General features: G+C 71.5%; 19 protein-coding genes and 1 pseudogene. 8 read left to right on the forward strand and 12 right to left on the reverse strand.

Annotated elements, in window-relative coordinates; genetic code table 11:
* The 4 genes from CCN35_RS01730 to CCN35_RS01745 form a co-directional block, all read right to left on the reverse strand.
* The coding region (locus CCN35_RS01730; RefSeq protein WP_107501022.1) for a terpene synthase family protein at positions 1-2,187 on the reverse strand (2,187 nt) is incomplete at its 3' end.
* A 102-nt stretch (positions 2,188-2,289) separates the two neighbouring features.
* Positions 2,290-3,495, reverse strand: coding sequence for a damage-control phosphatase ARMT1 family protein (locus CCN35_RS01735; protein WP_086791320.1), 1,206 nt, complete (start codon positions 3,493-3,495; stop codon positions 2,290-2,292).
* A gap of 22 nt (positions 3,496-3,517) precedes the next feature.
* The gene (locus CCN35_RS01740) at positions 3,518-4,165 is read right to left on the reverse strand and encodes a ScbR family autoregulator-binding transcription factor (protein ID WP_086791321.1); all 648 of its coding nucleotides are present in this window, start codon (positions 4,163-4,165) and stop codon (positions 3,518-3,520) included.
* Positions 4,166-4,534: 369 nt separating this feature from the next.
* Complete coding sequence (locus CCN35_RS01745) at positions 4,535-5,188, reverse strand: Tat pathway signal sequence domain protein (protein ID WP_067396635.1); 654 nt, start codon at positions 5,186-5,188, stop codon at positions 4,535-4,537.
* A gap of 496 nt (positions 5,189-5,684) precedes the next feature.
* Here CCN35_RS01745 and CCN35_RS01750 point away from each other — a divergent pair, with 496 nt between their 5' ends.
* From CCN35_RS01750 to CCN35_RS01785, 8 genes are all read left to right on the forward strand, one after another.
* Positions 5,685-6,353 (forward strand): DUF6230 family protein, encoded by a 669-nt coding sequence (locus CCN35_RS01750; protein ID WP_067396633.1) that lies wholly within the window; start codon positions 5,685-5,687, stop codon positions 6,351-6,353.
* 16 nt (positions 6,354-6,369) lie between these two features.
* Positions 6,370-6,801 (forward strand): DUF6114 domain-containing protein, encoded by a 432-nt coding sequence (locus tag CCN35_RS01755; RefSeq protein WP_067396691.1) that lies wholly within the window; start codon positions 6,370-6,372, stop codon positions 6,799-6,801.
* A 297-nt stretch (positions 6,802-7,098) separates the two neighbouring features.
* Positions 7,099-7,554, forward strand: coding sequence for a tellurite resistance TerB family protein (locus CCN35_RS01760; protein ID WP_067396631.1), 456 nt, complete (start codon positions 7,099-7,101; stop codon positions 7,552-7,554).
* Between the two features lie 344 nt (positions 7,555-7,898).
* A complete protein-coding gene (locus tag CCN35_RS01765) occupies positions 7,899-8,897 on the forward strand; it encodes a substrate-binding domain-containing protein (RefSeq protein WP_086791323.1) in 999 nt (332 codons plus the stop codon).
* 83 nt (positions 8,898-8,980) lie between these two features.
* A complete protein-coding gene (locus tag CCN35_RS01770) occupies positions 8,981-11,380 on the forward strand; it encodes a sensor histidine kinase (protein ID WP_086791324.1) in 2,400 nt (799 codons plus the stop codon).
* A gap of 14 nt (positions 11,381-11,394) precedes the next feature.
* Complete coding sequence (locus CCN35_RS01775; protein ID WP_067396688.1) at positions 11,395-11,823, forward strand: roadblock/LC7 domain-containing protein; 429 nt, start codon at positions 11,395-11,397, stop codon at positions 11,821-11,823.
* 1 nt (position 11,824) lies between these two features.
* Positions 11,825-12,181 (forward strand): DUF742 domain-containing protein, encoded by a 357-nt coding sequence (locus tag CCN35_RS01780; protein ID WP_067396626.1) that lies wholly within the window; start codon positions 11,825-11,827, stop codon positions 12,179-12,181.
* Complete coding sequence (locus tag CCN35_RS01785) at positions 12,168-12,764, forward strand: GTP-binding protein (RefSeq protein WP_067396624.1); 597 nt, start codon at positions 12,168-12,170, stop codon at positions 12,762-12,764. The genes CCN35_RS01780 and CCN35_RS01785 overlap by 14 nt, the downstream gene beginning before the upstream one ends.
* A gap of 66 nt (positions 12,765-12,830) precedes the next feature.
* Here CCN35_RS01785 and CCN35_RS01790 read toward each other — a convergent pair whose 3' ends face one another.
* The 8 genes and pseudogenes from CCN35_RS01790 to CCN35_RS01825 all read right to left on the reverse strand — a co-directional run.
* Positions 12,831-13,784 carry an ABC transporter substrate-binding protein gene (locus CCN35_RS01790; protein ID WP_086791325.1) on the reverse strand — a complete coding sequence of 318 codons (954 nt, stop codon included), beginning with the start codon at positions 13,782-13,784 and terminating at the stop codon, positions 12,831-12,833.
* 162 nt (positions 13,785-13,946) lie between these two features.
* Positions 13,947-14,615, reverse strand: a complete 669-nt coding sequence (locus CCN35_RS01795; protein ID WP_086791326.1) for an ABC transporter permease — start codon at positions 14,613-14,615, stop codon at positions 13,947-13,949.
* Entirely contained in the window at positions 14,612-15,322 is a 711-nt protein-coding gene (locus CCN35_RS01800; protein ID WP_067396617.1) for an ABC transporter permease, read from the reverse strand. The genes CCN35_RS01795 and CCN35_RS01800 overlap by 4 nt, the downstream gene beginning before the upstream one ends.
* Positions 15,319-16,461: an ABC transporter ATP-binding protein gene (locus tag CCN35_RS01805; RefSeq protein ID WP_086791329.1), complete on the reverse strand. Its 1,143-nt coding sequence runs from the start codon at positions 16,459-16,461 to the stop codon at positions 15,319-15,321. Before CCN35_RS01805 ends, CCN35_RS01800 begins: the two co-directional genes overlap by 4 nt.
* Before the next feature lie 368 nt (positions 16,462-16,829).
* A complete protein-coding gene (locus CCN35_RS01810) occupies positions 16,830-17,195 on the reverse strand; it encodes a DUF6479 family protein (RefSeq protein ID WP_067396615.1) in 366 nt (121 codons plus the stop codon).
* Between the two features lie 309 nt (positions 17,196-17,504).
* The gene (gene msrB, locus CCN35_RS01815; RefSeq protein ID WP_067396613.1) at positions 17,505-17,912 is read right to left on the reverse strand and encodes a peptide-methionine (R)-S-oxide reductase MsrB; all 408 of its coding nucleotides are present in this window, start codon (positions 17,910-17,912) and stop codon (positions 17,505-17,507) included.
* Positions 17,913-17,926: 14 nt separating this feature from the next.
* Positions 17,927-19,315: a UDP-N-acetylmuramate--L-alanine ligase gene (gene murC, locus CCN35_RS01820; protein ID WP_086791328.1), complete on the reverse strand. Its 1,389-nt coding sequence runs from the start codon at positions 19,313-19,315 to the stop codon at positions 17,927-17,929.
* 73 nt (positions 19,316-19,388) lie between these two features.
* Positions 19,389-19,604: pseudogene (locus CCN35_RS01825) on the reverse strand (indole-3-glycerol phosphate synthase); the annotation flags it as partial.

Raw genomic sequence — 19,604 nt, forward strand, 5'->3', positions numbered from 1 at the left:
GAGGACGGGGGCCGGGGGGCGGTCCGGGAGGAAGGCATGGGTCCGGGTCCGCAGCCACTCGTCCTTGTAACGGTCGGCCCGCCGGTGCCAGTTGAGGATGCCGGCCATCCAGTTCTGCAGGTCGGCGACATAGTCCCGCAGGGTTGTGCGGGCCTCCTCGGACAGGGCGAAGTCCTCGCAGAGGACGGGGAGTTCGTGCTCCACCACATGCTCGAACTGGCGCATGCGCCGGGTCATCAGGTCGTGGACGACGTCGAGTGCGGCCGGGTAGTCGATGCCGAGGAAGTGCTGGACGACGAGGATCGCGTTGTGGATCTCGCCCTCGTACTCGATCTCCTTCTGGTACGAGAAGACGTCGTTGAGCAGGCAGGCGTAGTCGGTGGCCGCGTTCTCCAGGGAGCGGACCGGGCCGCTGCGGTGGACCTCGGGCGGGATGGCCGGGCCGTGGCCCATCCGGCACAGGCTCAGGGTGAGGCCGGAGCCGAAGGTGGCGCGCCGCATCTCCAGGTAGTCGACCGGGTCGGGGATGCGGTTCTGGATCTGGTTGGACAGCTCCCACACCCAGCTCTCGGTCATCGTGTCGACCGCCTGTTTGAGGGTGCGCCGCTGGTCGGGGGTCATCCCGGCGGTGGTGCGCGCCCACAGGTCGGTCAGGGCGCGCTCCATGGCGTTCACGGGGACGGGCGGTGTCTCCCCCTCGACGGGCATGCAGGCCGACAGCCGGGCCGTGGTCGCCTTCGCGGCGGCCAGGTCGCGGCGGTGGCCGTAGACCAGGGGGTAGTAGTCGTCGCCGTAGGTGCCGAAGGCGAGCCACTGCGCGCTCAGGTCGAGGGCCTCGGGGGTGGCGTCGGGGTCGAGGCCCGCCGAGCACAGCGCGAGGTCGCAGGCGGCGAGCTTGTCCTCGTCCCACACGCCCTCCGCGAGGATGCCCATGCGCCGGCACCACTCGGCCAGGGTGCGGCGGGCCCGGTCCAGGTGCGGGCTGAGCTGGAGGGAGTAGGGCATGTACAGGTCGGGGATGCGGGAGGGGCCGACCTTCTGGAAGGGCACGTGCGTGTGGGCGCGCAGCCTCCTGCGCTCCTGCCTGAGCGGTACGGCGGACGTCGCCGTGGCGCCGGCCGCCGCAAGCAGCGTGCTCACGTCGGCCGCGGAGGTGCCGGAGCCGGAGGGGCGCTGCCAGGGGGCGGTGGAGCGGGCCCGCTCGTTCATGTACCGGCTGGAGCGCATGTGCCACTCGTGGCCGCCGGACTGCCAGTCCTGCAGCCCCTTGGTGTAGGCCGCCACCGCCGCGACCTCGTCCGGGATGAGGCCCTTCTCCGCGGCCAGTGCGGGCACTTCGGTGAGCGCGGTGTGCTCGAACTGGTGCAGCCGGGAGGTCAGGACGTCGTTGACGAGTTCGGCGGCCTCCTGGGTGGTGCAGCCGAAGAAGTGCTCCAGGACCAGGACGCCGTTGCTGAGCTCCCCTTCGTCCTCGACCTCCCGCTGGTAGGAGAACAGGTCGTTGCGCAGGTGCACGGCGTCGGAGAAGGTCTCCATCAGCACCCTGAGCGGCCGGGAGCCGGCGACGGAGGCGGGCACTTCGGCGGTCGCGTACTCCACGAGCCCGGCCGACCAGGGCGCGCCGCCGACCTTGCGGCGCATCTCGATGTACTCGACGGGATTGGCGATCCGCCCCTCGTTGATGTTGGACAGCTCCCACAGGGACTCGTTCAGCAGGTGCTCGGTGGCCACCGCGAACCGCCGGCGCCAGCCGGCCGACATCGACGGCACCGTACGGGCCCACAGGTCGGCGAGTCCGGCCTCGACCGGGTTCTGCGGCTCGGGCACGGGCGTGGCAAGGTCCAGCGGCATGAACAGGGGAAGCCGGTCCAGGTGCTCCTTGCCCCCGGTGCGGTCCTGGCCGCGTTTGAAGGTCTCCAGGAAGTGGTCGTCGAAGAAGAAGACCCACACGTACCAGTCGGTGATGAGGGACAGGGCGGGGCCGTCGCAGTCGGGGTGGGTGTAGGCGCAGAGCAGTCCGTAGTCGTGCGCGTCGAGGTCGGCCTGCTCCCAGATGCCGGAGCCCTCCAGCATCCCCATCTCGCGCGCCCACTGCCTCGAGTGGGCACGGGCCTCGTCGACGTGCGGATTGAGCCGCGCGGGATACGGCATGTAGAAGTGCGGGAGTTCGAAGGGCTGCTGCGTCATGGCCGGGCCCTACCCGTGACGTCCCGGCGGCATCCACGGGCCCGGCCCCGATCACACCTTCGCGTGAACCGGTCGTGAACCGGTGGGCGACAAGGGCTGTTCTCAGGTTCTGACCTGGATCAGCGCATGGGTGCCGCTGGTGCGCCAGCGTCCGTCGCCGGTGGCGTCCAGCGCGGCCCGCACGGTCGCGTCCAGGCCGGTGATCACGTCGGACTTCAGGGTGCGCAGGGCGGCGACGGGGCCGGGGAAGTGGGCGGTGACGTCCGCGAACGGCGTGGTCGGGGGCCACAGCCGGTCGCCGACCAGACGCCGGTAGTTCAGGTCGCCCTTGAGCACGGTCAGTGCGGCCGCGGCGAACTCCTCGCGCAGGTCGTCGGGCATCGCGGCGTACGGCAGCGGGGCGCAGAAGAAGGGGTGGGTCCGGATCTCGAGCCGGCCGTCGGTCATCGCCGTCCACAGGCGGCGTCCGTATCCGGCGGCTGCTCCGGGGGCGCCGGCCAGCCGGCGCACGGCGTCGACGACGTCGGCGGTGGTGGCGTCGGAGACGTAGTACGGGTACGGCTTGACGTGCACGACCGCCCGTTCGACGCGGCCGTGGGCGAGGAGGTGGGCGATCAGGAGGAGGTCGGGGACGAGTTCGCGGCCCGCGTTGTCGGCGACCAGGCAGAGCGTGCCGGCCTGGGAGGAGGGCGGCAGCAGCGACCAGAACGCCGCGCTGTCGTCGGCGACCAGACCGGGGGCGGGCCGGGCGGTCCCCTGCGCCGGGGTGCTCTGCCCCGGGGTGCTCTGCGCCGAGAGCCGGAAGCCCAGGTCGGCGCGGTTGCCCCAGAGCGAGCCGTGCAGCAGGGCCGCGGCACGCTCCGGTGCCGGCTCGTTCTCCAGCGCGTCCAGTGCCGCCAGTTCCTCGTCCGTCTCCGGGGAGTCGAGTTCGGCGAGCTTGGACGGACGGAAGGGGTCGATGCCCTGCCAGGGGCCGGGGGCGAAGTAGCCGACGGCCTCCAGGAGGCGGCGGTAGAAGTAGCTCTCGGACCACAGCCACGGCACCTCGAACCAGGACCGGCCCGTGTACTGCTCGAGTCCCCAGGCGTGCCAGCGGTCCCGGTCGGGCGCGTCGGCGGGAAGGTCCTCGATCACGCCCTTCGTGCAGCTGTCCAGCAGCGCGTCGAGGGCGCGGCGCTGGGCGGGGCCGTAGGGGAAGGCCTCCCGCACCTGCCGGATGACGGCCGGGTGCCGCTCGGCCAGCACGCTGTGCGGGAAGGAGCCGGGCTCGTCGGCGCGGAGCACGGGCGCGGAGGGGGTCGCGGACATGCGCCTCACCGTACCGTGCGGGTCACACGACGGCGATCTCCCGCTCCAGCCGTGTGGCGAGGCTCAGATAGCGGGGGCGCCGGTGCACCGGCACCAGGCCGCGGATCAGCAGGTGCCACATCTCGGTCGTCCTGCGGGGCAGCCGTGCCAGGGGTTCCAGGGACCGGCCGGCGACCCGGGTGCCGACGAAGAAGCAGACCATGGAGTGCGCGACGGCGTGGACGTCGACGTCCGGCTGTATGTCGTACTCCCGTGCGGCGCCGAGGAGTTTGCGGGTGATGATCTCCAGCCACTCGGTGAAGGGGTGCCGCAGCGGCGGGCGCACCTGCACGCCTCCGGTGGCGAGCCGCAGGCCGGCCCGGATGATCGGGCCCTCCACGGCGAGCCGGGTGAGCGCGTAGGTGATGCGGATCAGGGCCTCCAGCGAGGAGCAGCCGCGCTCGTCCACGTCGCTGGTCACCTGGTGGGCGGCCTGGGACTGCAGCTCCATGATGGCCTGGGCCAGGTCCTCCTTGGCCGCGAAGTGGAAGTACAGGGCGCCCTTGGTGACCTTCGCATGCGCGACGATGTCGCTGAGGCTGGTGCGCTCATAACCCTTCTGGTCGAACAGCTCGGCGGCGGCTCTGATGATCGTCGCGCGAGTCTGCTCGGCGCGTAACTGCCTCGGCATCGACAGGACACTCCCGGGGCCGTGACGAACGGGGCATGCCGTTTGTTCCCACTCGCGTACACGATAACCCACGGCCCTGCGGCGTCCATCCGCCTCCTGGGGACCACTTGGATCTTCAACAACACTTTGTCACAAGCGTCTTGATCCCGCGCGGCGGCCCCGTCGCCCCGTCCGCCTTTCCGGTCCGTCGCTCCCGCACCGGCCGAAGAACGCCTTTCCGGTCCCGCCGGACGGGCCGCGGCCCGTCCGGCGGGACCGAGGACGCCGCGCGCCGCTGCCGCCGGGCGGCGCCGCGCGGTGCCGGTGTCCCTCGGGGGGCGCCGTCCGGATCCGTGTCCATGCCGGTGCCGGACGGCGCCGAGAAGCAGGTCAGTTGACGTAGACGGGGGATCCGGAGGCGGTGACCGGGGCGTACTTGGCGGTGAAGTAGCCGTTGTTGAAGCACAGCGACGAGCCGGACACCTTGGTGAACTGCTGGTTGGTGAAGGCGATGCTGTTGTCGGTGTTGTCGGCCTTTCCGGTCAGGGAGCTCGCCCTGTAGACACAGGTGACGGTGCCCAGCAGGGTGCGCAGACTGACCGTGGTCTGGATGGACGAGCCGGCGGGGGGAGTCACGGTGAGGGTGCCGGCGGAGTCCACGGTGGCGGTGTACGGCAGGTTGTCGATCGTGATGGCGTTGATGCCGAGCACACCGACGACACTGCTGCTGCAACTGCTGCTGTCGAAAGTGTGCGCGGTCACCGACTCCGTCGCCGTGCCGGGGGCGGCCGGGTTGTCGGTGACGGTGGCGGTGAAGGTCGACGCGGTGCAGGAGACACCGCTGGTTCCGGTCGCGCTGGAGTAGAACGTGGCGGCGGTGCCGCTCGCCAGCTGGGCGGTCAGGACCTCGCCGACCGCGACCGGGGTGCCGCCGACGCCGCCGGTGGTGAGCACCGCGCCGCTGGCCGCGGAGGCGGGGGCGACCGCCGGAAGCGTCAGGGCGGCGGCAGCGGCGGCGAGGGTGAGGAAGGAACGCTTGCGCATGCGGTGACCTCGTTTCTGAGTGGGGATCGAATGAGGTGATGACGCCGCGAACGAAGAAAGCGAAAGCTCGGAGAAGAGCGGGAAAGAACGAGCGAGAAGCGATGAAGCACCGGGGAAGAGCAGGGGAACGAACGGAAACCCGGTGTGCCTCGGGAAGAAGCGCGACGGTGCCGCGCGACGGATCCGGCGCCACGGATCCGGGGGAGTCAGCCAGAGTTGTAGAACCGACGATCCGTCAACGTCAAGGTTTTTCACGTAAGTTGGGCCGGAAACCGGGATTCGGGACCAAGGCGGCACACCATGGCCACCTTTCTTTCACACCTGTCTTGACCCCCGGGTGTAACCATCGGTAACTTCATCGTTCGTTACTGCCGCGTAACGAGAAAGCCCTTGCGCCCGCCGGGAGATGTCCCGGTGGGCGTGGCTGCCGCTGTCCGCGCCAGGACAACGGGCCGCTGCACTCCGAATCAGCATGACCATGCCCCCAGGAGCAGACATGGCCTCGTCCTCGAACCTCCCTCCGTCCGACGACACCCTCTCCGAGCACGCGGAAAGCGATTCCGCCGGCACGGACAGACGCGGCCGGGTCCGGCTGCGCCGCGCCGCGGTCATGGCGGTGCCGGCGACCCTGGCCCTCGCCGGGATGGCGGTCCTCACCGCACAGGGTGCGCTCGGCGTGCAGTTCGCCATCTCCGGAATGCCGTTCACGGTCACCGCGACCGAGCTGAACGGCACCGGCTTCGCACAGTTCGGCTCCCTGGACAACATGATCGAGGACAGCCCCAACGCCGGGGACACCGGCGGACAGGTGCTGGTGGTCACCTCCGCGATCAAGAGCGCGACCCTGACCAAGCTGTGCCAGAGCGTCGACCTCGGCGCCACCAATCTGCTGATCACCGCGGGCAGCGGTGCGGACAAGGTGACCGCCACCGACCTGACGACCGACTCCACCGAGCTGTCGGGCAACGCCTCGTTCAAGAACATCGAGATCGGCAACGACGCGAGCACCCTGACCAAGGCGGGCGTCCAGGGCCCGGCGGGCGTGTTCAGCCAGCAGGCGGACACGGTACGGATCACCAACCTGCGGCAGACCAACTACGCCACGACGGCGGGCGTGTTCAAGCTGCCGGGCCTCAAGCTCCGCTTCAGCGAGTCGGGTTGCTGAACCAATGACGCACGAGATGTCCGTAGCGGCGAGGACGGCTCCGGCCGCGGCACGGCCGGGGCCGCGGGCCGCCTTCCGCCGCTGGCGGTCCAACCGGCCGTTCTGGGGCGGAGTGCTGCTCACCCTGGGCGGAGCGGAGATCCTGCTGACCGAGAAGGCGTCGCTGAAGGTCGTGCTGCACCTCGGGATGCAGGGGCTGGCCGGCTATCTGCTGCCCTCGCTGATGGTGCTGTGCGGGCTGCTGACCCTCTTCAATCCGGCCCAGCGCCTCTTCTACTCCTGGACCGGCATCCTGCTGTCCCTGGGCACCTGGCTCACCTCCAACCTCGGCGGCTTCTTCGTCGGCCTCCTCCTCGGAGCGACCGGCAGCTGCCTGATCTTCGGCTGGCTCCCGGACCAGGAGCCACGGCGTGCCCGCAGAAAACGGCGCGGACGAACGGCCCGCTGAGGCCGCCGAAGGCCGCCACCGCACGGTGGCGGCCTTTTCTTCGTCTCCCGGCCCTCCGCTTCCCCCGGCCCCCGCTCTCCCGTGCGGTCCCGCGCGTCGCACCGGCCCGGGCGGTCGGCACCGGCCCGGCGGCCGACGCCTGCCCGGACGCCGTTCCAGGTGCGGATCCAGGCAGTCGCATGCGGCCGAAACCCACCGGAACTTATCCGAGGCCCCGTCAGTTTCTACATTGTTGTAGATCTGGGCCGGCCCCCGGTCCCGGATCGTGTCCGACCGACTTCGACACCTGGAGAACACATGGCTCTGTGGGACCGCATCAAGGAATCCGCGGCGCAGATGCAGAACCAGCTCATGGCGAAGAAGAACGAGCTGAAGAGCGGCGCCTTCCGGGACGCGAGCATGGCGATGTGCGCGCTGGTGGCCGCCGCCGACGGCACCGTCGACCCCTCGGAGCGGCAGCGCGTCGCCCAGCTGATCGCCACCAACGAGGTCCTGCAGAACTTCCCGGCGGACGATCTGCGCCGGCGCTTCGAGGAGAACCTCTCCAAGCTCCTCACCGACTTCGACTTCGGCAAGGTGAGCGTGCTGCAGGAGATCGCCAAGGCGAAGAAGAAGCCCGCCGAGGCCCGTGCCGTGATCCAGATCGGCATCGTCATCGGCGGCGCCGACGGCCACTTCGACATGACCGAGCAGGCCGTGGTCCGTGAGGCCTGCTTCGCCCTGGGCCTGCCGCCGCACGAGTTCGACCTCTGAGCCGACGGAGTCCGGGGCCTTTCGTCCGGGCCCTGCCGGCCCGGGCGAAAGGCCCCGATGGCGTCTCGCCGTGTCGAGCGGTTCCGGGGGTGATGTTCGCCACATGACGACACCAGGGGCGTGCCCCGCGGGTGCCGGCGCAATACCGCGCAACTGCCGTGGACGGCAAGAAAGATCACGATGCGGCACCGAGAACCGGCCACGGGATCCAATCACTTGACTACCTGCGGTCACACAAGGTTGGCTCCGGCTCAGCGAGAGTCACCCGGAGGGCCTGCGTCCGCCGGGCCCACCCTTGCTCGCGTGGATCCCAAGCTCGGCTGTACAGCGAGGTGTCACCCCTCATGAACACTCCTCCCCCGCCTGACGCCTCCCCCAGAACCGTGCGCGGCACGGCCGCAGCGATCGTCGCCGTCCTCTGCCTGCTCCTCACCGGCTGCTCCGGCTCCGACGGGGACGACTCCGGCGGCAAGGGCGGCGCACGCATGAAGGTCGCCCTGGTCACCCATGGGGCGCCGGGCGACGTCTACTGGGACCTGGTGCAGAAGGGAGCCCAGGCCGCGGCGGCCAAGGACGGCATCGACCTGACGTACGCGAGCGACTCCGACCCCGCGGGGCAGGCGAAACTGGTGCGGGAGGCCATCCGCGACAAGACCGACGGGATCGCCGTGACCCTGGCCAAGCCGGAGGCGATGAAGGGCCCGATCGCCGAGGCCAAGGCCGCCGGCATACCGGTGGTCAGTCTCAACTCCGGCATCGACGCCTGGAAGGCGACGGGGGCCCTGGCGTACTTCGGCCAGGACGACGGCCTCGCCGGCCGTGCCGTCGGCGAGCGGCTGAACGGCCTCAAGGCCAAGCACACGCTGTGCGTCATCCACGAGCGGGGCAACGTCGGCCTGGAGGCGCGCTGCGCCGGCCTGAAGAAGACGTTCACCGGCCGGACCCAGATGCTGTACGCGGACGGCACCGACATGGACGCCGTGACCGACTCCATCGCCGCGAGCCTGCGCCAGGACCCGAGCATCGACCAGGTCGTCACGCTGGGCGCGCAGTACGCGCTCGCGGCGGTGAAGGCGGTGAAGCAGACACGCGGCACGGTCCATGTCGCCACCTTCGACCTCAACAAGGACCTCGTCGCCGCGATCCGCCAGGGGAAGGTCCAGTTCGCCGTGGACCAACAGCCCTATCTGCAGGGGTATCTGGCCGTGGACGCGCTGTGGCTGCACCGCACCAACGGCAACGTCAGCGGCGGCGGCGTGGCCCCGGTGCTCACCGGCCCGGCCTTCGTGACCGGGAAGAACGTGGCCGCGGTGGCGAAGTACGCCGCCAACGGCACCCGTTGACGCACGCACCGCGCGCCCGCCGGCCCTTCCCCTGGCCGCCCCCGTCCCTGCTTCCCGCCTTCCGCCGAACGCCTAGGACGACGATGCCTCCACGGACAGGTATACGACGCCGTATCGGCTCCATACGCCTTTCCCTGATCCTGCTCGCGCTGGTCCCCAGCGTCACCCTCGCCGCCATGTGGGGTGTGACGACGACACAGATGTTCTCCGAGGGCCTTCGCCTCCGGTCGCAGACGCAGCTGAGCAGATCCACCGGTGCCATGGGCACCGAGGCGACGCTGGCGTTGCAGCGCGAGCGCAGGCTGTCGGCCCTGTGGCTGGCCACGGGGCGCGGCCGGGCCGAACTGTACGCGGCCCGCAAGCGGACGGACGCGGCGGTCGCCGAGCTGGTCGGCCAGACGGAGGCGATCCGCAAGGCGCCGTCCCGGGTCAGGGACCGGTTGTACTCGGTCGTGGCGTCGGCGGGCAGTCTGGAGTACTACCGGGGCCAGGTCGACCACCCCACCGACATCACCCCCGAGCAGGCGCTGGACCAGTACACCTCGATCATCGACGCCCAGATCCACACCTTCCGGGAGCTCTCCGAGGTCGACGACGGCGACCTGACCTCGCAGGCCGGACCGCTCGTCGCGATCGAGCACGCGGCGGAGCTGGTCTCCCAGCAGGACGCCCGGCTCATCCTGGCCTGGCCGACCGGCCGTCTCGACCACGAGGCCTGGACGCAGATCTCCCAGCTGATCCACACACGCCGCTGGCTGGTCCAGGACCAGATCGTCCCGTCCCTGCGCGGCAGCGCCAAGACCCAGGCCGAGCAGATCCTGCAGAGCAGCGACTGGCGGGCCCTCGAGCGCCTCGAGGAGCAGATCCTGGCCGCCCGGCCCGCCGGTTCCGGCGACACCCGGACGGTCCGGCTGCCCGACGAGCAGCAGCGCTGGCGCACCGCGCTGGCCAGGCTGAGCGTCCAGTACGAGCAGTTGATCAAGGAGCAGACGGAGGCCCTGCTGGACCGCAGCGCCGGCCAGGCGCGCCGCCTGCTGATCACGTCCGCCCTGCTGAGCGCCGCGGGCCTGGCCGCCGTGCTGCTGTGCGTCGTGATGTCCTGGCGGATCACCCGGTCGCTGTCCCGGCGGCTGCACGGCCTGCGGATGGCCACCCTGAGCCTGGCCCAGGAGCGGCTGCCCGACGTGGTCGCCCGTCTCGAACGGGGCGAGAAGGTCGACGTGGACCGCGCGGCCCCGTCGCTGAACTACGGCCACGACGAACTCGGCCAGGTGGCCAGGGCGTTCAACACCGCGCAGCGCACGGCCGTGAACACCGCGGTCGAACTCGCCGACGCCAGGCGCGGCTTCCAGAAGGTCATCCTGGGCATCGCCCGGCAGAGCCAGAACCTGGTCAACCTCCAGCTGAGCAAGCTGGACGCCCTGGAGCGCGAGCACACCAACCCCGCCGTTCTCCAGGGGCTGTACGAACTGGACTCCATCGCCAGCCAGTTGCGCCGCTACGAGGAGAACCTCGTCATCATCAGCGGCGAGCAGCCCCGGCGCAGCTGGGCCGAACCGGTCGCGCTGATCGACATCCTGCGCAGCGCCATCGGCGAGGTCGCCCAGTACCAGCGGGTGGAGGTGCACGCCGACGAGGAGGTGAGCATCGCGCCGCCGGCGGTGGCCGACGTGATCCATCTGCTGGCGGAGCTCATCGACAACGCGACCGTCTACTCCCCCGCGCCCGCCCCCGTGGTGGTGCGGACGGCGCTGGTGGCCAAGGGCCTGGCCATCGAGATCGAGGACCGCGGCCTCGGCATGTCCGAGGAGGAGTACGCCACGCTCAACGAGCACTTGGCGGTGCCCCCGAAGTTCGACGTGGTGGCGCTGGCGGACGACCTGCGGCTCGGCATGTTCGTGATCGCCCGGCTGGCCAACCGGCACGGCATCACCGTCACGCTGCGCTCCTCGCCGTACGGCGGCACCACGGCCATCGTGCTGCTCCCGCACGACATCGTGGTGCAGGAGCCCCCCGGCTCCGCGGCCCCGGGGGCCGGAACCGACGACGCGGCCGGCACCGCCGAGGCGGCCGAGGAAGCCGGCACCGGCGGCTCCCGGGCCGTCGCCAAGGCCGCGCCGTCCCCGCGGACCGGCCCGCACGCCGCCCCGGCGCGGACCTCCCCGGCGCGGACCGCCGTCGCCGAGATCCCCCGCAGCGACGGGCTCGCACCGCTGCCGCGCCGGATACCGCAGACCAGCCTGGCCGCCGAACTCCGCGAGGAGCCGCCGCCGGTCGACGCGCACTCCCCGGACGACGGCGAGGACTTCACCGCGGAACGCGCCGCCTCCTCCCTGGCCGGCTTCCAGCGCGGCACACGCAGGGCCCGCGATGAGGACGAACCGGTGCCGAACGGTCGGCAGGACGCGCCGCCGGAGGACGAGGACCCCTCCTCCCGCCGCGAGCGCACCCCCGGCCGTGATATGACCACCACCGAACGCTGATGAAGGACACCGACATGACACACGCCGCCCCCGCCACGCACACCCAGCTCGATCAGCTGCTGACCGGACTCGTCGACCGGGTCGCCGAGGTGAGCCACGCCGTCGTGCTCTCCGAGGACGGACTGGTGGTCAGCAAGTCCACCGGTTTCCCGCGCGACGACGCCGAACGTCTCGCGGCGACCGCCTCCGGTCTGATGAGTCTCAGCAAGGGCGTCAGCATGGACTTCCGTGGCGGCCCGGTGCGGCAGGCCCTCATCGAGATGGCCAACAGCTACCTGATCCTCACCTCGGCCGGTCCCGGGGCCCATCTGGTCGTCCTGACGGGCCCCGGCGCGGACGTCGGTGTGGTGGCCTATCAGATGAACATGCTGGTGAAGAAGATCGGCGAGCACCTCAAGCAGGCGCCGCGCACCGGTGCCGCCTCGGCGGGCAGCGGCGAGTGAGGTGAGCGGCGGCGACCCGACGGGCCGTCTGGTACGGCCCTTCACCCTGACCGGGGGACGGACCCGGCCGAGCCGCGCCGACTTCACCCTCATCACCCTGGTGACCGCGGTGGATCCGCCTCCCCCCGCAGCCGTACGGCTGCAGCCGGAGCATCTGCGGATCCTGCGGCACTGCGCTCGGCCGGTCGCGGTCGCGGAACTCGCCGCTCATCTGGATCTTCCGGTGAGCGTGATCGTCATCATGCTCTGCGACCTGCTGGAGGCGGGCCGGATCACCGTGCACCCGCCGCGTGAGGTGTCCGGTGCGCCGGACATGGAACTGCTGCAGAAAGTGAGGGACGGTCTTGCCCGACTCTGACACCGCCGTACGGGCACCCGCGCCTCCCGACACGGTCAAGATCCTGATCGCCGGCGGGTTCGGCGTCGGCAAGACCACGATGGTCGGATCCGTCAGCGAGATCGAGCCGCTGAGCACGGAGGAGCATCTGACCGCGGCGGGTCTGGACGTCGACGACCTCGACGGCATCGAGGAGAAGCAGACCACCACGGTCGCCCTGGACTTCGGCCGCATCACGATCAGCGACGACCTCGTGCTGTACCTCTTCGGCACGCCGGGGCAGCAGCGGTTCTGGTTCATGTGGAACGACCTGGCCCTGGGCGCCCTGGGCGCCGTGGTCCTCGTCGATGTGCGCAGGCCGAAGGTGAGCTTCGCCGCGATCGACTTCTTCGAGCGCCGGCACATCCCCTTCGTGGTCGCCGTCAACGGCTTCCACGGGAAGCACCCCTACCCGGTGGAGGACATCCGGGAGGCCCTGGCGCTGGCGGAGGACGTCCCGGTGGTGCTGTGCGATGCGCGCAAGCGCGAGTCCTGCCGGGACGTGCTGATCGTCCTCCTCGACCATCTGATCACCTCCGCCGCGCGGGAGGAGGCCCGCGGCTGAGCGGGCGGGGGCCCCTGCGGCGCGGACGGCACCCCCGCGGTGCCGTCCGCGCCGCCCCGTGGTGCGTCAGCCGAGGCCGACCGACCTCAGCCAGGCCCTGGCGACGTCCAGCGGGTCCTTCTTCTCCACCTGCACCTGGGTGTCCAGGCGCAGCAGGGTGGCCGTGTCCAGCCTGGCGGAGACGGCGTTGAGCGCGTCCACGCCCTCGCGGGGCAGGGCGGCCCGGCGCACCAGCGGCTGGACGTTCTGGAACCCGAAGAGGTTCTCGGGGTCCTTCAGGACGACGAACTTCTCCTCGGCGATGGTCGGGTCCGTGGTGAAGACGTCCGCGGCCTGCACGATGTTCTTCCTCAGTGCCGCCCGGGTCAGCGGGCCGCCCGCGTCCAGCGCCTTGAAGGACTTGAACTCGAGCCCGTACACCTCCTTCAGGCCCTTCAGTCCCTGCCGGCGGGTCTGGAACTCCGGCGAGCCTCCGATGACCAGGTCCCCGGCGATGTCCTTGAGGTCCGCGAGGGAGGACTCCTCGGTGAGGCGGTACTTCCTCGCCGTCTCCTGGTTGACGGTGACGGAGTCCTTGTTCTGCGCGGGCGCCGGCTCCAGCAGGGCCAGTCCGGGGGCCAGTGCGGCGTTGATCGCGGCCGTCGTCGCGGCGACCGTTCTCGGGGCGGCCTCGGGGTCGAGGTAGGCCAGCAGCGCGCCGTTGTACTCGGGCAGCAGGGTGACCGTGCCGTTCCTGATCAGGCCGTAGGTGGTCTCGCGGCTGCCGATGTTGGGCCGGTAGGAGACCTTGATGCCCTCGGCCTTCAGGGCCTCGCCGTAGAGGTAGGCGAGCAGGGTGCTCTCGGCGAAGTTGTGGGAGCCGACGACGACCGTGCCGCCGTCCGTCCCGCCCTCCGAGAGCGGGTCCTTTCCGGAGGGCGACGCGCACCCCGCGAGAAGCGCCGCGACGGCGACGAGTGCGGCGACGGCTGCGGCAAGGTGCCGTGTGCCGGCCCGGGTGCTCCGCGCACGAGAAGTCATTCGCCGATCCAATCCGGCGGCCTCCTGTCGATCAAGGGGCATCGTTCCTCAACGCGCCCCGGCGTATGTCCGGTTGACACCTCTTCGGCCGTGGGCGGCCGGGCCCGCACGCCCGGGGCGGTGCGGCGTCGTGTCCGCGCCCTGCCGCCGGCCGCCCTCCCGTCAGCCACCGCGCCGCACCCCCGGTGACACCACGGCCCGGCCCACCGCCCAGAACACCGCGAGCGTCACCAGCGCCAGCCCGGCGACCAGGGCGGCCCCGCCCGCGACCTTCTCGTAGTCGCGCTGGTAGAGGCCGTCGACGATGTACCGCCCCAGACCGCCGAGGCTGACGTACGCGGCGATGGTGGCCGTGGAGACGATCTGGACGGCCGCCGAGCGCAGACCGCCGAGGATCAGCGGGAGCGCGACGGGCAGTTCCACCTGAAGGAGGATGCGGGCCTCCCCCATGCCCATGCCGCGGGCCGCGTCCACCAGGGGCGGGTCGACGGAGCGCAGCGCCTCGTACGTCGTCACCAGGATCGGCGGGACGGCGAGGAGGACCAGCGGGATCATCACGGGGACCGTGCCGAAGCCGAGCAGGAGGAACATCAGCACCAGCAGGCCGAAGCTGGGCAGTGCCCGCCCGGCGGTGGCGATCAGGGCGAGAGCGGTGCCGCCGCGCCCGTAGTGCCCGGTGAGCAGGCCGGCCGGCAGTCCGACGGCGGCGGCGAGGGCGAGCGCCAGCAGCGAGTACCGGATGTGCTCGGCCAGGCGCGTGGGGATGCCGTCGTAGCCCTGCCAGTGGGCGCCGTCGCCGAGGAAGGAGACGACGAAGTGGAGCACGTTCACCGGCCGGCCTCCTTCGGGGCGGGTGCGGTCGCGTCGGGCCGGGCGGCCCTCGGCGTCCGGCGCCGGGCGCCGCGCGGCATCCAGGGGGTCAGCAGCAGGCGCAGAAGGACCAGCGCGCCGTCGGCGAGGACGGCCAGGGCCGCCGTGGTGACCACGGAGTTCACCGCGAGTTCGGGCCGGTGGTAGACGGTGGCGGCGTGGAGCAGGTTGCCGAGGGCGCCCTGGTTGCCGATCAGCATGCCGACGCTGACGAGGGAGATGCTGGAGACGGTGGCCACCCGCAGCCCCGCGATGATCGCGGGCACCGCGATCGGCAACTGCACCTGCACATACCGCCGTACGGGGCCGAAGCCCATCGCGGTGGCGGCGGCGAGCGTCTCCGGCGGCACCGAGCGGACGCCGTCGACGACGGCCGGGACGAGGACGACCAGGCTGTAGACGGCGAGCGGGATCATCACGGTCAGCTCGCTCTGGCCGGTGTAGTCGATGAGGACGACGAAGAACGCCAGCGACGGAACGGCGTACAGCACGGTCGTCAGGCTCAGCACGGGCGGGTACAGCCAGCGGAACCGTACGCACAGCTGGGCGAGGGGCAGGGCGGCGACGAGGCCGGCCAGGACCGGCAGCAGGGCCTCGCGCAGATGCAGACCGATCAGGCCGAACCAGCTGTGCTGGAGATCGCTCGGGATGTCGAAGAAGCCGTTCATCCGGCGACCCGGTCCCAGCTCCCGGCGGCGGTGCGGCTCCCGGCGTGGGCGCTGCGGACGGCCTCGCCGATGGTCTGCTGGGAGACGACGCCGAGCACGCGTCCGGTGCCGTCCACGGCGACCGCCCAGCCGGTCGGCGAGAGCACGGCGCCGTCCAGGGCGGCGCGCAGGGAGTCGCTGCCGTACTCGAAGGGCCGTCCGTGGGGCAGAAGCCGGGCCGGGTCCGGGGGCCCGGCGAGGAGCGCCTCCGGCTCGCCCCAGCCGAGGGGCCTGCCGTCGCGGTCGGTGACGAGGAGGTAGGGCAGGCCGGGGGCGGCACGGGCGGCGATCTGCTCGGCGGTGCAGTCCACGGTCACGACCGGGGACTTCTGCAACGGCAGTCCCCCGGAGGGGAGGAAGGACAGCCGGCGGATGCCGCGGTCGGCGCCGAGAAAGTCCTCGACGAAGGCGTCGGCGGGGGCGGCCAGCAGCTCGGCGGGCGGGGCGCACTGGGCGAGCCGGCCGCCGGCGCGCAGCACCGCGACCCTGGTGCCGAGCCTGACGGCCTCGTCGATGTCATGGGTGACGAAGACGATCGTCTTGCCCAGCTCGTCCTGGATGCGGAGCAGTTCGTCCTGGAGTCCTTTGCGCACCACCGGGTCGACGGCGGAGAACGGCTCGTCCATCAGCAGCACCGGCGGGTCCGCGGCGAGTGCCCGCGCCACCCCGACGCGCTGCTGCTGGCCGCCGGAGAGCTGGTACGGGTACCGCCTGCCGAGCGAGGCGTCGAGTCCGACGCGCTCCATCAGCTCGGCCGCCCGCGCCCGGGCTCTGCGCCTGCTCCAGCCGAGCAGGCGGGGCACGGTCGCGATGTTGTCGACGACGGTGCGGTGGGGGAAGAGCCCCGCGTTCTGGATGACGTACCCCATCGACCGGCGCAGGGCGTTGACGGGCTGTCTGCGGATGTCGACGCCGTCCAGGAGGATGCGGCCCTCGCTGGGCTCCACCATCCGGTTGATCATCCGCAGGGTGGTGGTCTTGCCGCAGCCCGACGGTCCGACGAGAACGGTGATCGAACGGTCCGGGATCTCGAGCGAGAGCCGGTCGACCGCCACCGTGCCGTCCGGGTACCGCTTGGTGACTGATTCCATCCGTATCACAGCGCCGAACATCCTTCGGTTCCGGCAGCGGCAGCCGCCCTCGGTCACGGTCGTGCGGGCCGGCGCGGAAGAAGGCCGCCTCCCGCACCGGCACGGCTTCGGTATCCACTTCCCGCATCCGGGGCCGAAGACACCGCACGAGGGGCACGGCGTGGATCACGGAACAGGGCCGGCGCGGCGGCCGGTGCGGCCCGGGAGGCCGGAAGGAGCTGGAAGGAGCCGGAAACGCGCGCCGCGGACCGGCGGAAAACCGGCAGCCGCCCGAGGGCGAACCGACGGCAGCTCGAGGACAGGACGACGGCAGCCCAAGGACAGGACGACAAAGGGGACGGGCCCGGACGGGCCCGTCCCCGTGGCGGCGGACGCGGTCAGGTCCGGCCGCCGCCACCGCCGCCGAAGGATCCGCTGCTGCCGGGGGACCAGCGGAGCCGGTGCTGCTCATGACTGCGCCGGGTCCCGCTGGCGTGCAGCTCGTACGGCATGAGCCGCACCCCGTCCTCGGGATGCACCTCGTCCGGTTCCCGGACCTCCCTGATCTCACGGACGGCCCCGGTGACCGGCAGGTGCGGCTGCTCGGCCTCGGTCGGCCGGCTCGACTCCCGGCGCATCACATTGATGCCGGCCAGGACGGCCGCCACCAGAGCTCCCGCGATCACGAGTCCGCCGACGAAGGCTCCGAAGGTTCCCCAGAAGTCCGGTGCCGCGATCAGTACGGCAGAGGAGGCCGTGCTCATGTCTTCCACCCGCCTCACCGAGAGAGCAGAGAGTGCCCATGGCGACACCAATGTCACCTATGTCCTTATTGTCCCCCACAAGGGGGACAACTCCAAAAAAGGGGGCATCTCAAAGTGGCGCACCGGACACCCACCGCGCCCGAGGGCGGGCAGGACGACGCCCCCGGGCGCGGCGGGCTGCTCGTCCGGTGCCCCGCGCGTCACGGGCGCGGGGCACCGCCGGATCCGGCTCGTGCACCGGCACCGCCGCGCGTCCGCCGCCCGCCGGTCCCTTGCCGGTCCTTCCGGGGCCCTCCGGCGGTCCCTGTGTCAGTCCTCGGCGGGGATCAGACGCAGGGAGATGGAGTTGATGCAGTACCGCTGGTCGGTCGGGGTCGGGTAGCCCTCGCCCTCGAAGACATGCCCGAGGTGCGACCCGCAGCGGGCGCACCGGACCTCGGTGCGCACCATTCCGTGGGAGCGGTCCTCCAGGAGTTCCACGGCGTCGCTGTCCTTCGGGTCGTAGAAGGACGGCCAGCCGCAGTGGGACTCGAACTTGGTGTCGGAGGTGAACAGCTCGGCGCCGCAGGCCCGGCAGGTGTACACCCCCTTGGTCCTGGTGTCGGTGTACTCGCCGGTGAAGGGGGGCTCCGTACCGCCCTGGCGGAGCACCGCGTACTCGGCCGGGGTCAGCTCCGCGCGCCACTGTTCGTCCGGCTTCTCGACCTCGTACGGCATGAGCCCTCAGCCCCTCACTTCGACAGACGGTCCAGAATGCGCGGCCCGAGGTCGGTGACATCGCCCGCGCCCATGGTGAGAACGAGGTCACCGGCCTTCGCCATTCCCGCGATCACGTCCGGCACCTCGGCCTTGTCGTGCACGGCCGTGACGTCGGCTCCCGCCGCCCGGGCCGCCTCGACGACCAGCTCGCTGGTGACGCCGGGGACCGGGTCCTCGCGGGCCGGGTAGATGTCCAGGACGACCGAGGCGTCGGCCAGGGCGAGGGCCTGGCCCATCTCCTTGCCCAGCTCCTGGGTGCGGGAGAACAGGTGCGGCTGGAAGACGACCAGGATCCGGGCGTCGCCGGCGGCCCCGCGCATCGCCTCCAGGTCGGCGGTCATCTCGGTGGGGTGGTGGGCGTAGGAGTCGATCACCTGGACACCGGCGGCCTCGCCCTTGAGCTGCAGACGCCGCTTGACGCCGGTGTACGCGGCGAGCGCGGGGGCGAGCTCGGCGGCCGGGATGCCGAGGGCGGTGCCGGCGGTCAGCGCGGCGACGGCGTTGTGCGCGTAGTGGCGGCCGGGGACGGAGACCCCGAAGGTCAGCTCGGTGCCGTCCAGCACCACGGTGACCTCGCTCTTCAGGCCCCGCGGCACGATGGACAGGATCCGTACGTCGGCGTCCTCGGACTCGCCGTACGTCACCGTGCGCACGGAGCCGGCCAGACGCCGGGTGAGTTCGCGCGCACCCCCGTGGTCGGCGGAGATCACCAGCGTGCCGCCGGGGACGATACGGCCCGCGAAGGTCTCGAAGGACTCGTGGATCTCCTCCATCGAGGCGTAGTTGGCGTGGTGGTCGAGCTCGACGTTGAGGACGACGGCGACCTCGGGCGCGTACTTGTGGAAGCTGCGGTCCGACTCGTCCGCCTCGGCGACGAAGATCTCGCCCTCGCCGTGCAGCGCGTTGGAGCCGGGGGCGTCCAGGTCGCCGCCGATGGCGTACGACGGCTTCAGGCCCAGCTCGGTGAGGGACACCGCCAGCATGGAGGTGGTGGTGGTCTTGCCGTGGGTGCCGGCCACGGCCAGCGGACGCAGGCCCTCCATCAGGGCGGCCAGGGCGTCGGAGCGGTGGACGACCGGAATGCCCAGCTCGGCCGCGCGGGCCAGCTCCGGGTTGTCCTCGCGGATCGCGGAGGAGACGACGACGCAGCTGGCGTCCTCGGCGAGGTGCCCGGCGGCGTGCCCGATGTGCACGGTGACGCCCAGGGCGCGCAGCGCCTCGACGGTCGCCGACTCCTTGGCGTCGCTGCCGGCCACCTCGGCACCGCGCTGCGCGAGGATCTTCGCGATGCCCGACATCCCGGCGCCGCCGATGCCGATGAAGTGCGGTCGTTCCATGGCGGTGGGAAGGCCGGGTGCCATACGTTCTACTCCCCAGGTGTGACGACGGGCGGTACGACGGTGCACGCGCCGCTTGCGCGGGCGCCGCCCAAGCCTATGCCTTGCTGTGGGAGAAGAGTTTCAGGACCGGCACCCCGACCTTGTGCCGGGCCCGCGAGGCCCAGTCGCGGTGGAAGAACTCCTCCACGTAGTGCGGATCGGTCAGGACGATGACCTCGTCGGCGTCGACCTCGGTGACCAGGGCCTTCAGGGCGTCCATCGGGTGGTCCTCGACCAGCCGCCCCTCGGCCTCGGCACCGGCCGCGCGCAG

Source organism: Streptomyces thermovulgaris (genome assembly GCF_002155915.1).
Lineage (GTDB): Bacteria > Actinomycetota > Actinomycetes > Streptomycetales > Streptomycetaceae > Streptomyces > Streptomyces thermovulgaris.